Here is a 12,082-nt window from a genome sequence, read left to right as displayed (position 1 = left end):
GGGGGGCGGGGGGTGTGGTGGTGGGGTTTGGTGTCGGGGGGGGCCCCGCACCGCGAACTCATCGCCCCGCGTGGGTGATCCGCGTCACACCCCGGCGGCGGCCCGGCGGCGGCGCCGTCCGGCGGGCGGGGTGGGGTCGGCGTTCCAGGCGGCGACGGGGTTGCCGAGCCAGTGCCCGCCGCCGGGGACGTTCTCGCCGCGCATGACGAGGGAGGCCGGGCCGACGGTGGTGCCGGCGCCGAGGGAGGAGTTGAGCAGCACGATGGAGTGCGGGCCGGTGGTGGAGCCGGCGGCGAGGTGGACGGGGCCCAGGCGCATCACCCGGTCGTGGAAGAGGTGGGTCTGCAGGACGGTGCCGCGGTTGACGCTGGCGCCGGCCTCGACGGTGACCAGGTCGGTCTCGGGCAGCCAGTGGGTCTCGCACCACACGCCGCGTCCGATGCGGGCGCCGAGGCTGCGCAGCCACACGTTCAGGTAGGGGGTGCCGGTGATGGTGTGGCCGCCGAAGGGCATGGCGAGTTCCTCGACGAAGGTGTCGTAGAGCTCGTTGCGCCATACGAAGGAGGACCACAGGGGGTGTTCGGCGACGCGGAAGCGTCCGACGAGCACCCATTTGGCGGCGGTGGTGAGGGCGCAGGCGGTGACGGCGGCGGCGATCAGGACGAGTCCGGCGGCGCCGAGGGCGGCGCCGAGCCCGTAGTCGTCGCGCAGTTCCTGGAGGGCGGCGAGGACGAGGTCGCCGAGCAGGGCGGCGAGGACGATCGGCAGCAGCCGGCAGAGTTCGACGCCGGCGCGCGCCCACATCAGGCGCCGGGGCGGGTCGTAGGTGCGGCCTTCGGTGCCGGTGTCGGCGACGCGGGGCAGGGCGAAGGCGGGGCGGCCGAGCCAGGAGGAGCCTTCGGGGGCGTGGGCGGGGGTGTCGGACAGTACGCCGACGAGGGAGTTGTCGGGCAGGTGGCGGTCGGGGCCGACGATGCCGGAGTTGCCGACGAAGGAGCGGCGTCCGACGTGGGCGGGGCCGAGGTGGAGCCAGCCGCCGCGCAGTTCGTAGGGGGCGACGAGGGTGTCGTCGGCGAGGAAGGCGCCGTCGTCGACCCGCATCAGGCCGGGCAGGGCGAGCACGGTGGAGGCTTCGACGCGGCGGCCGACGCGGGCGCCGAGCAGGCGCAGCCACACGGGGGTGAAGAGGCTGGCGTAGAAGGGGAAGAGGGTGCGCCGGGCGGTGTCGGCGAGGCGGCTGACGGCCCAGGCACAGAAGGCGACGCGGCCGGTGGCGGGGTGGAAGCCGGGGCGCAGCGGGCGGGACAGGAGGCGGACGAGGAGCGCTATGAGGGTGGCGTAGCAGGTGATGGTGAGGGCGGCGAGGGGGACGGTGGCGGGCAGGAGTTGGACGAGGGCGCCGGCCAGGGTGGCGTCGGTGTCGATCATCGGGTAGACGATGAGCAGGGCGGGCAGGGCGGCGATGATCGGGACGAGGCCGAGGACGGTGAAGCCGGCGCCGTAGGCGAGGTTCCAGCGGCGGGGGGCGGGGGCGGGGGTGGTGGGCCAGTCGGCGGGGGCTTCGGTGGCGGGGCGGGCCGGGGAGCCGGTCCAGTGTGCGCCGGGTGGGACGGGGGTGGTGGCGGTGACGCAGGAGCCGGGGGCGATCTCGGCGCGGGCGCCGATGCGGGCGCCGGGCATGAGGGTGGCGCGGTGGCCGATGCGGGCGCCTTCGCCGATGTCGATGCGGCCGAGGTGGAGGGTGTCGCCGTCGAGCCACCAGCCGGCGAGGTCGGCTTCGGGTTCGACGCAGGCGTGGGCGCCGAGGCGGGCGAGGCCGGTGACGGGGGGCAGGGTGTGGAGTTGGACGCCGGGGCCGACGCGGCAGCCGAGGGCCTTGGCGTAGCGGGGGGCCCAGGGGGTGCCGGCGAGGGCGGCGGTGCCGAACATGGCGGTGTAGCGTTCGGCGGCCCACAGGCGCAGGTGGACGTGGCCGCCGCGGGGGTGGCTGCCGGGGCGGATGCCGGCGGTGAGCAGGCGGGCGCCGGTGGCGGCGAGCAGGGTGCGGCCGGGGGCGCTGTAGAGGAGGAGCAGGCCGGCGGCGACGGGCCACCAGGAGCTGTGGGGGGCCCAGGCGAGGTTGCTGCCGGTGAGGTTGTCGAGGGCGATCAGGACGAGGATCCAGCGCAGTCCGGCGAGGGAGAACATGCCGAGGAGCAGGAGGGTCTGCCAGAGGCCGGCGCTGCGGGGGGTGCGGCGTACGGTGCGGCCGCGGACGGCGGTGGTGGCGGCCGTGTCCTCGGGTGCGGTGGTGGGGGTGAGGGTGTCGAGGTGGGCGGCGAGGGCGGCGAGGACGGGGTGGGCGTACAGGTCGGCGACGGAGACGCCGTTGTGACGGGTGCGCAGTTCGGAGACGAGGCGGGCGGCGGTGAGGCTGGAGCCGCCGAGGGCGAAGAAGTCGTCGTCGGGGCCGGGGGTGGTGCCGAGCAGGCGTTCCCAGTGGCCGGCGAGCAGGCCGGCGGTGCCGTCGAGGGCCCGGGCGGCGGGGGCGGTGCCGGTGGTGGCGAGCGGCCAGGGCAGGGCGCCGCGGTCGACCTTGCCGGAGGTGCGGGTGGGCAGGGAGTCGACGAGGGCGAGGACGGGCACCAGCGGGGCGGGCAGGTGTTCCAGGAGCCGGCGGCGGGCGGTGGTGAGGTCGGGGGTGGTGCCGGGGTGGGCGACGAGGTAGCCGACGAGCAGGTCGGCGCCGGCGGGGGTCCTGCGGACGGCCGCGGCGGCGGCGCGGATGCCGGGCAGGGCCTGGAGGGCGGCGTCGATCTCGCCGAGTTCGATGCGGCGGCCGCCGAGTTTGACCTGGTCGTCGGCGCGGCCGAGGAAGACGAGGCCTTCGGGGTCGTTGCGCACGAGGTCGCCGCTGCGGTAGACGCGGGGTGAGGCGAGGGCGGGGTGGGCGCTGAACTTCTCGGCGTCCTTGGCGGGGTCGAGGTAGCGGGCGGTGCCGACGCCGGTGATGAGCAGTTCGCCGCTGGCGTGCCAGGGGACGGGGTTTCCGGCCCGGTCGACGACGGCGATCTCCCAGCCGTCGAGGGGGGCGCCGATGCGTACGGGCTCGCCGGGGAGCAGGCGGGCGGCGGTGGCGACGACGGTGGTCTCGGTGGGGCCGTAGGTGTTCCAGAACTCGCGGCCGTCGACGGCGAGGCGTTCGACGAGTTCGGCGGGGCAGGCCTCGCCGCCGACGATGATCAGGCGGACGGCGTCCAGGCATTCCTGCGGCCACAGGGCGAGCAGGGTGGGGACGGTGGAGACGGCGGTGATGCGCCGGGTCACGAGCCAGGGGCCGAGGTCGGTGCCGGCCTTGACCAGGGCGCGGGGGGCGGGGACGAGGCAGGCGCCGTGGCGCCAGGCCAGCCACATCTCCTCGCAGGAGGCGTCGAAGGCCACGGAGAGGCCGGCGAGGACGCGGTCGCCGGGGCCGAGCGGCCGGTGGGTGAGGAAGAGGCGGGCCTCGGCGTCGACGAAGGCGGCGGCGGAGCGGTGGGTGACGGCGACGCCCTTGGGGCGGCCGGTGGTGCCGGAGGTGAAGATGATCCAGGCGTCGTCGGCGGGGCCGGGCCAGGCGGGGCGGCCGCCGGGGCGGGCGGCGGCGCCGGGGTGGAGGACGCGGCCGGGGCCGAGGACGGCGCAGACGGCGGCGTCCTGCCAGATCATCCCGGCGCGCTCGTCGGGGTCGTCGGCGTCGACGGGGACGTAGGCGGCGCCGCAGCGCAGGACGGCGAGGACGGCGATGTAGAGGTCGGCGGTGCCGGAGGGGATGCGGATGCCGACGCGGTCGCCGCGGCCGATGCCGTGGCCGGCCAGTTGCCCGGCGAGGGTGTCGACCTCGTGGAGCAGGGCGCGGTAGTCGAGGACGGTGTCGCCGGTGTCGAGCGCGGGCGCGTGGGGGTGGGCGTCGGCGGTGGCGGCGACGATGTCGAGCAGGCTGCGGGGGTGGGCGGCCTGGGCCACCGGCCAGCCGGCCGCGGGGCCCTGGTGGGGGCGGTGCAGCGTGCCTGGGCCGGCCGTGTCGTGGCGTGCGTCCATGGATGGGTTTCCTTGGCTCCGGAGTCCTGGGGGGCGCGTACGGGTGTACGGGTGTACGGGTGTGACGCCGGGTGACCCGGTTGTCACCTGCGGGAGGGCGCCCACTCACCATGACTCTGCTGGGAGTCGGCTGGATGCAGCGAAGGTTCGATCAAAGGGAATTCTCATCATCGATGCCGCATGGGAACAGCAACGGTATGAATCGAATGACATTTCGCGGGTTTTCGCTCTTTTCCGCTGGTGAAGAGTAATCGCCGAATACCGGAACGGCGCGACGGGAGAGGGAAGGGTGATGAACACCATGGCGTCCGGAACGCTACCGGTGGCGAGGGGGTCGCTACCGGATCGGGGGGTTCTGGTCGGATCATCGGACTGTTCACGGTTTTCACATCTTCGTGTGGGACCCTTTCGCACACCTCGCCGCGGCTCCGTCCTGTGAGCGGGCCGGGAAAGGACCCCTCGGGCCGGGAATCGGCCGGGCATTCCGCCGAGGACGAGGGGCCGCGGACCAGCGCCGCCGGCCGCAACGGGAGCGCGCTCGTCTGGTACGTGGCGTACGGCTCGAACCTGCACGCCGCCCGCCTCGCCTGCTACCTGCGCGGCGGACGCCCGGACGGCGGGGCGCAGGCCCAGCCCGGCTGCCGCGATCCGCGCCCGCCGCGCCGGGCGGTGGCCACCGTGCTGCCGGGCACGCTCTACTTCGCCGGGCACTCGCTCACCTGGGGCGGCGGCTCGGCCTTCTACGACCCGGCCGCTGGCGGCGAAGTGCCGTGCCGCGCCTATCTGGTGACGGTCGGTCAGTTCAGCGACATCGCCGCCCAGGAGATGCGCCGGAGCCCCGGCGCCGACCTCGACCTCGCCCCGGCGCTCGCCACCGGGCGCGCCGAGCTGGGCCCGGGCCGCTACGAAACCCTGCTGCACGTCGGCGAGTCGGACGGCCACCCGCTGCTGACCTTCACCGCCTCCCGGGGCGTGGCCGGCGCCGATCTCAACGCTCCCGCCCCGCCCTACCTGCGCACCCTGGCCGCCGGCCTGGCCGAGTCCCACGGCTGGGGCCCCTGGCGCGCGGCCGGCTACCTCGCCACCCGCCCGGGCGCGGCCGGGCACTGGACGCCGCGCGCGGTGGCGGCGGTGCTGGGCTGAACAACACCGGGACCCGCCGGGCCTGGTGTCCTGCGCTCAGGCCCCGGCCGGGCCGCGTCCGGCCAGCCGTGCGCGCAGGCGCTCCGCCGGCAGGGCGTCCGGGTACGCCAGGAGTGCCTCCCGGGCCCTGCGCAGCGCCTCCTGCTCGATCCCGGTCGGCAGGTCGTCGCGCTCCAGCAGGTGCAGCAGGACGAAGGGGGCCCGCGGCGTCGAGCCGCGCCTGGCCAGCCAGTCCGTCGTGTGCCGCAGGAGCAGGGACAGCTGGGCCGGGGAGAGGTCCCGCCGTTCCAGCAGGGCGCAGAGGATCTCCCGGGTCTTGTTGCTGAAGTTCGCCGAGAGCCGCTCCAGTCCCAGCGCCACCGCCCGGGAGGCCTGTTCGGGGGTCAGGTCCGACCGCCTCAGGAGCGGGCACAGGAACGGCCGCTGGAAGTGGAAGGTGGTGTGGACGGCGCACAGGTCGATCGCGAGGTCGATCCCGAACCGGGCCTGGTCGGGCCGCAGTCCGGTGCGGCGGCCGAGGAGCGAGCCGAGGAGGGCCGGCTGGGCGGGGCCGGCACGGAGCTCCGCCACCACCAGATCGGCCACCTCGGTCAGCTGCTCTCCGGTCAGCTCCCTCCGCCACAGCAGGACCTGGAGGACGCGCCGGCGGTCGGCGGAGGTCTCGTTCAGCTCCAGCCACCGGAACGCCCGGGAGATGAGGGGGCGGGCCTCCTCGGGAGTCAGCGGGCGTTCGAGCAGTCGTTGCAGCGCGACGGCCGCCGCCGGGTCGGCGGGATCGCCGGCCAGCTGGTGCAGCAGTCCGGTGCCCGCGCCGGTGCCTTCGCCGGTGCCGGTGCCTTCGCTGGCCAGCAGGACGCGCAGGACGTGGCTGCGGTGCGGGCTGGCGGGATGGAGCCTGCTCCAGACCTCGACGTAGCGGGTCACCCGCCGCGCCCGGTCGGGGGTGAGATCGTGGCACTCCAGGACGACGCGGAGCACCGCGCCCGCGGTGGGGACCTCGGCATGGTGCTCCGCCAGCCAGTCGAGGCCCCGTTCGAGCGCCGCGCGCTCCTCGGGCGCCGTCAGCGCGGGGTGGCTCAGGAGCGTGCGCAGGAGCGACGCGGCCCGCAGGGTGCCGGCGGCGTCCCGGTGGTCGGCGAACCAGGCGAGGGTGCGGCGCACGGCCTCCTCCCGCTGCTCCCCCACCGGGTTCCCGTACGTCAGCAGGTGCTGCAGGACGGCGGCGCTCGCCTCGGACGGGCGGCGCGGGCTCAGCCAGTCGAAGGCGCACTGGACCACCCGGCCGCGGGTGGGTGCGTCGTGGTCACGCTTGAGCAGCTGTTTGAGGACCAGCGGGGCGGAGCGCCAGCCGGCGTGTCCGCGGACCCACTCCAGGGCGTGGTCCACGGCCAGCCGCTCCTGGCCGCAGGAGAGGTCGTCCCGTTCCAGGAGCGCCTGGATGACGTGGTCGGCGTCGGTCTGCCCGGCCCGCCGGGACAGCCAGGACAGCGAGGCCGAGATCAGCGGCTGCGGCACGTTCTGCGGATCGCCGAGCGCCGCCGAGAGGAACGGCCGTGCGGCGTGGTCGAGTTCGGCCCGGATCAGCCAGGGGCGGACCAGTGCGTCCCAGGTCTCCAGGGCCGCGGACTTCCAGGGCGGGTCGAGGGTCATGGCGAGCAGCGCCTGCTCGCCGTCCCTGCCCGCGTGCTCCAGCAGCTGTCCCAGCCTGACGGCGTTGCGGGTGGCCCAGTCCCGGCAGAAGCGCTCCAGTGCGCCGGCCCGGTGGCCCGTTCCCGGCCCGTCCAGGTCGGAGGCCAGCCGCTGCAGATGGCCGGTGAACAGGGCGAACGAGCGGGAGTGCCGGGACGTGGCGTCGAACAGCGTTTCGGCGGATGCGCCGTGGATGCTCCAGCCCGGTGGCGGCAGGAGGGAGTGCAGGACCAGTTCGTCCGTCACGATGTCGTGGACGACGTGGAGTTCGCCCTCGGACTCGTCCATCCACCCCAGCGAGACCAGGGTGTCGGTGACGTGCCGTCCGCCCATGACGCCCGCGGCGGTGGAGGGGTGGGCGTCGAGCAGCGCGTCGAGTGCCTCCTCCACGGCCGGGCGGGGCTGCGGGCAGATGCTGACCGCCGTGGCGAAGGCCAGGTGGGCGAGGTCGGGCAGGGCGGTGGCCAGCGGGCCGGTCGCGTCCCCGGTGCCGACGGGGGTCAGCGAGTCCTGCCGGATTCCCTCCCGGATCCAGCTGACCAGTTCACCGGGGCGCACCCGCGCGAGGTCCGGGGCGAGGTGGCCGGCGCGGATCCGGCGTTCGAGGGCGTCGGCGATGAGCAGGGCGATGACCGGACGGCGCCCGCAGGCCCGGGCGAGTTCCTCCTCCCCCCACCGCTGGAGCGCCTGCGGGGCGACTTCACGGAGGATGTGGGTGATCACCGTGGTCCGGTGGTCCTCGTCCTGGCGCAGCAGGACCTCGTCGAAGAGGAGCCCGGCACCGCGCTGGTGGAGCCGGTGGCGTGCTCCCGGACGGGTCGAGGCGAGCGCCGCGACGTGGACGCCGCACCGTTTGGCCTCGGGCAGCAGGGCGTCGACGAGTGCCCGCAGGTCCAGCTGGGCGCAGGTGTCGAGGGAGTCGAGGACGAGCAGGACCCGGGGCCGCTCGGCCTCGCGCACGACCTGCGAGAGGTCGTCCACCGTCACGGAGTTGTTCGCCTGGAGGTGGAGGACCTGCCAGCCGTCGAGATGGGCGGCCCGCGCGACCTCGAAGCAGGTCCGGGTCTTTCCCGCGCCGGCCGGTCCGACCAGGAGGACGCCGCGCGGGTCCGGTGTTGAGAGACGGCGCAGCAGGTTCCGCGGCTGGGCCTCGTGGTGGGGGCCGGGGCTGACGAAGGAGAGGCGGTCGTCCACGAGGCGGGTCTCGCGTCCGTGCAGGCCGCGGACGACCTCGTCGTGGCTGTGGATCTCCCGCAGGCGCTGCCCGGGCTCCTCGCGGTCGGTCACCGCGACCGGGTCCGGGTCGACGTCATGGGCGCGCAGGTAGCGGACGAAGCGGGGGTCCTCGGACAGCCCCTGGAAGCCGGTGGCCGTCAGGCTCGCGGTCCCCCCGCGGGTGTGGTGGCTGCTGCACACGCCCAGCAGTACGTCGTCGCGGGTGAACACGCCGGCGCCGGAGAAGCCCGTCCACGGTGATTCCTTGGCGGGACGGCCGGGGGGCGCCGCGGGGGGTGTCCGGGGAGGCGGGGAGGTCAGCGACAGTTCCAGGTCGGCGCGGCCCAGGAAGGAGCCGAGCAGCACGTCGCCGTTGATCTGCCGGGTGGTCGGCCGCATCTCGTCGATGGCGAAGTCCGGGAAGCCGACCGCGGTGAACGCGATGCGGCCGAGCCGGGTGGGCGCGACGCCGAGCCGGATCGGCGGCAGGTCCCCGCGGTCCTCGGCCAGGACCAGCAGGGCCAGGTCGAGGGAGGGGTCCTGGTGGCTCACCACCAGGTCGACGGCGACGGGCTTGCCGCTCCCCCCGGCCGTTCCGGCCGCCGGACGGACCTCGTAGGCGTAGCGGTCGGCGTCCTCGAAGGCGTGGCGCACGGAGAGTGCGAGACCGCTCGTGAGCAGGAAGCCCGAGGCATGGAACAGGGAGTGGCCGGTCGTCCGGTCCCGTCGGGCGACCATGACCACCCTGTCCAGCATGCCGTTCGGGCCGCGCCGCATGCCCTGTCCCCCACCAGCCGTTCGGACCGTTCCGCAAAGCCTCCCCGGTGGCGGCTACCGCCGTCCGCCGGGCCCCGCCCGGCGTCAGTCGGGCAGCAGGATCCCGGCCTCGGAGTTGGTCAGCACCGCACCGCCCTGCTCGGTCTCGGCCGTCAGCTCCAGCGACACCGTGTGCGTGGCGGTCCTGGCGCCGGCGGCCTTGGCCCCGCCGGAGAGCACCCAGAACTTGACCCCGCCCTCGACCTCGGCCGAGGCGGTGACGGCGACCTCGACATCGAGCTTGACGGAGTTGACGCGCAGCCGCACCGGCGAGCCCTCGCCGTCGGCCATCGCGGTGGCGAGCTCCTGCCGAAGCGCCCGGATGGTGTCCGCGAGCCCGATCTCCATACCCGTCCCCCTTCGGCCCGCTCCCCGTACACCGGGTGCGGCCACGAGATGATCATCAGTGGGACATGGTAGGCCACCGGCACCCGCCCGGTCCGGGCGACCGGTGAACGGCCGCCGGGGCCGCCCGGCGGCGCGGCGCCGCGCCCTCGCGGCGGCCGTACCGTCGAGCGGCCCCGGTCCTCCCACCGGACCTTCCCGGCAGGTCAGTTGAGGAAGGACTCGGGCCCGAGGCGGCCCCAGGCGACGAAGGCGGCCAGCAGGATGTAGACCGCGTCCACCGCCACCAGCCGGTACTCCCGGCGGCGCATCCGCACGGTCGCCGCACCGGCCATCAGCAGCACCAGTCCGACGGCCGCCAGCGGCACGAACACCGGCGCGATGCCGAGCGCGGCGGGCAGGACCAGCCCGGCCGCCGCCAGCACCTCGACCGCGCCGATGGCCTTCACCCCTCCCGCGGTGAAGTCCTCCACCCAGCGGCCGGCGGCCCCGGTGGCGGCGATCCTCTCCTTCGGCGCGAGCATCTTGAACGCGCCGCCCACCAGGTAGACGGCGGCCAGCAGCCCGGCGACGATCCACAGCGCGACGTTCACGGTGTCCCCCTCTCCTCGTGCCCCGGGCCGGTCAGTGCTGGTACATGCCGACCTCGTAGCCGCCGCCGGGCTGGCGGAGCATCACATTGGCCCGGTTGAAGGCGTTGATGATCGCGATCACGCAGACCAGCGCGGCGAGCTGCTCCTCGTCGTAGTGCTTGGCGGCGTTCGCCCACACCTCGTCGCTCACCCCGCCCGCCGCGTCCGCGAGCCGGGTGCCCTCCTCGGCGAGTTCCAGCGCGGCGCGCTCGGCGTCGGTGAACACGGTGGCCTCGCGCCAGGCGGCGACCAGGTTGAGGCGCACCGGGTCCTCCCCGGCGTGCACGGCCTCCTTGAAGTGCATGTCGATGCAGGCGCCGCAGCCGTTGATCTGGCTGGCGCGCAGCCGCACCAGCTCCTGGACGGTGTACGGCAGGCTCGACTCGGCGACGGGCTTGTTGGCGGCGATCAGGTGCTTGAAGACCTTGCCCATGACGGGGCTGGCGAAGGGGTTCAGGCGGGGTTCCATGGTGTGCTCCTCGGTCGGTGGTCCCGTTGCTGCCCTTGAAGACAGGACAGCCCGCCGTTTTGTGACGTCCCCGCGCCGCCCGCCCGCCGTGACCTGCGCCACACCACCCGCCCGCGGTCCGCGGCGGGCCTCGGGTAGCCTGCTGGCCACGATCGGGAAGGGGGCGTCCGGGGTGAGTTCGACGGATGTGGCGGGCGCGGCCGGGTACCGGCCGCTGCTGTTCTCCATCGCCTACGGGATGACGGGTTCGGTCGGCGACGCCGAGGACCTCGTCCAGGACACCTTCCTCGGCCTCGCCCGTGCCGACCGGGCCGGCACCGCGATCGCCGACCCGAAGGCGTACCTGACCACGACCGTCACCCGCCTGGGCATCAACCACCTGAGGTCCGCGCGGGTGCGGCGCGAGACCTATGTCGGCGAGTGGCTGCCCGAGCCGGTCGTGACCACCGCCGGGCGCCCCGGCCCGGCCGAGCACGCCGAGCTGGCGGACACCCTGTCGATGGCGTTCCTGGTGCTGCTGGAGGCCCTCTCCCCCGTCGAGCGCGCGGTGTTCACGCTGCGCGAGGCGTTCGGGTACGGCTACCCGGAGGTGGCGGAGACGGTCGGCCGGAGCGAGGCGAACTGCCGGCAGATCCTCTCCCGCGCCCGCAAGCGCCTGGCCGCGGCCGAGGACGGCCCCGTCCTGCCGGCCCCGGCCCACCGCGCGCAGGGCGAGGAGCTGGCCCGCCGCTTCTTCGAGGCCGCCGAGGGCGGGGACCTGGACGCGCTGCTCGGCATGCTCGCCCCCGACGTGGTGGTCCGGGGCGACGGCGGCGGCAAGGCCCGCGCGCTGGCACGCTCGGTCACCGAGCCGCTCCGCGTCGCCCGGCTGCTCGTCGGCGGCCTGCGCCGCGTCCTGCTCCTGGGCGCGCGCCTCGTCCCGGCCCGGGTCAACGGCCGCCCGGGCGCGGTGGTGTACGACGCCGAGCAGCGCGTGGCCGGCGTCATCGTGCTGGACATCGACGCCGACGGCGCGGTGCGGGCCGTCCACTCCGTGTCCAACCCGGACAAGCTCGGCCACCTCGGGCCGGTCTCCGACCTCGGGCTGCGGCCGGCGCCGAAGCGGCCCTCCGACGAGGTCGCCCCGCCGGCACCGTGACCCCGGCGCGCGGGACATGCGGCGGCCCGGGCCCGAACGCCGGACCCGGGCCGTTCACCCCGAGGGTCAGGGGACGGTGCAGACGGCGGTCGCCAGGATCGACTCCGTCGCGGTACCGGTGTTGGTGCCGCGCACGACCCAGGAGCTGCCGCTCGGGTAGGAGTCGGTGAAGAAGATCCGGAAGGCGCTGGTCTGGCCGCCGCCACCGGTGGGCACCTGGCCGGACGGGCAGGTCACGGTGGCGAACCCGTTGCCGCCCGGGGCCACGTCGACGAAGTCGCCGAAGACCTGGTTGTGCGCGGACAGCAGCGCGGGGTCGGCGGCGGCCTCGTCGTGGGGCACCACGACGCCCGGCTTGCCGGCGGGCTTGCCGTCGGCGAAGGCGACGGCGGCACTCGCGGCCAGGACGCTGAAGGCGGTCAGGGCGGTCAGGACGAGGGGCTTCGTACGGGCCACGGCGGCCTCCTGGGGTGTGGGGTCGGGCTGTGTCGACGGCGGGCCGTTCCCCGCCTCGACCCCGATCCGTACCCGAACCACCCTGGTCCGCCGCCGGGGAAGGCATCCGCTACCCGGGCG

At 75.2% G+C, this 12,082-nt stretch carries 8 protein-coding genes; 2 read left to right on the top strand and 6 right to left on the bottom strand.

Annotated features, from left to right (window positions below):
* Positions 1 to 84 precede the first annotated feature (84 nt).
* On the bottom strand, positions 85 to 4,059 hold the full coding sequence (locus tag ACFVHV_RS24105) for a Pls/PosA family non-ribosomal peptide synthetase (protein WP_380353307.1): 3,975 nt from the start codon (positions 4,057 to 4,059) through the stop codon (positions 85 to 87).
* A 435-nt stretch (positions 4,060 to 4,494) separates the two neighbouring features.
* On the opposite strand from ACFVHV_RS24105, the gene ACFVHV_RS24100 reads away from it, so the two are divergent.
* Positions 4,495 to 5,202 (top strand): histone deacetylase, encoded by a 708-nt coding sequence (locus ACFVHV_RS24100; RefSeq protein WP_380353304.1) that lies wholly within the window; start codon positions 4,495 to 4,497, stop codon positions 5,200 to 5,202.
* 36 nt (positions 5,203 to 5,238) lie between these two features.
* Here ACFVHV_RS24100 and ACFVHV_RS24095 read toward each other — a convergent pair whose 3' ends face one another.
* The 4 genes from ACFVHV_RS24095 to ACFVHV_RS24080 all read right to left on the bottom strand — a co-directional run bounded on the left by ACFVHV_RS24095 (position 5,239) and on the right by ACFVHV_RS24080 (position 10,368).
* Positions 5,239 to 8,883 carry a trypsin-like peptidase domain-containing protein gene (locus ACFVHV_RS24095; protein WP_380353302.1) on the bottom strand — a complete coding sequence of 1,215 codons (3,645 nt, stop codon included), beginning with the start codon at positions 8,881 to 8,883 and terminating at the stop codon, positions 5,239 to 5,241.
* Between the two features lie 84 nt (positions 8,884 to 8,967).
* Positions 8,968 to 9,270 (bottom strand): trypco2 family protein, encoded by a 303-nt coding sequence (locus tag ACFVHV_RS24090; protein ID WP_380353300.1) that lies wholly within the window; start codon positions 9,268 to 9,270, stop codon positions 8,968 to 8,970.
* 203 nt (positions 9,271 to 9,473) lie between these two features.
* Complete coding sequence (locus tag ACFVHV_RS24085) at positions 9,474 to 9,860, bottom strand: DoxX family protein (protein ID WP_380353297.1); 387 nt, start codon at positions 9,858 to 9,860, stop codon at positions 9,474 to 9,476.
* A 31-nt stretch (positions 9,861 to 9,891) separates the two neighbouring features.
* Positions 9,892 to 10,368, bottom strand: a complete 477-nt coding sequence (locus tag ACFVHV_RS24080) for a carboxymuconolactone decarboxylase family protein (RefSeq protein ID WP_359906633.1) — start codon at positions 10,366 to 10,368, stop codon at positions 9,892 to 9,894.
* A gap of 172 nt (positions 10,369 to 10,540) precedes the next feature.
* Between ACFVHV_RS24080 and sigJ the strand changes: the two genes are divergently transcribed.
* On the top strand, positions 10,541 to 11,506 hold the full coding sequence (gene sigJ / locus ACFVHV_RS24075; protein WP_380353294.1) for an RNA polymerase sigma factor SigJ: 966 nt from the start codon (positions 10,541 to 10,543) through the stop codon (positions 11,504 to 11,506).
* Positions 11,507 to 11,572: 66 nt separating this feature from the next.
* Here sigJ and ACFVHV_RS24070 read toward each other — a convergent pair whose 3' ends face one another.
* Positions 11,573 to 11,962 (bottom strand): hypothetical protein, encoded by a 390-nt coding sequence (locus ACFVHV_RS24070; RefSeq protein WP_359906637.1) that lies wholly within the window; start codon positions 11,960 to 11,962, stop codon positions 11,573 to 11,575.
* Between the last annotated feature and the right edge of the window lie 120 nt (positions 11,963 to 12,082).

Source organism: Kitasatospora sp. NPDC127116 (genome assembly GCF_042677365.1).
Taxonomy (GTDB): Bacteria; Actinomycetota; Actinomycetes; order Streptomycetales; family Streptomycetaceae; genus Kitasatospora; species Kitasatospora lactacystinica.
The sequence above is the reverse complement of the archived record's forward strand: the minus strand, read 5'-3'. Positions and strand labels throughout refer to the sequence as shown.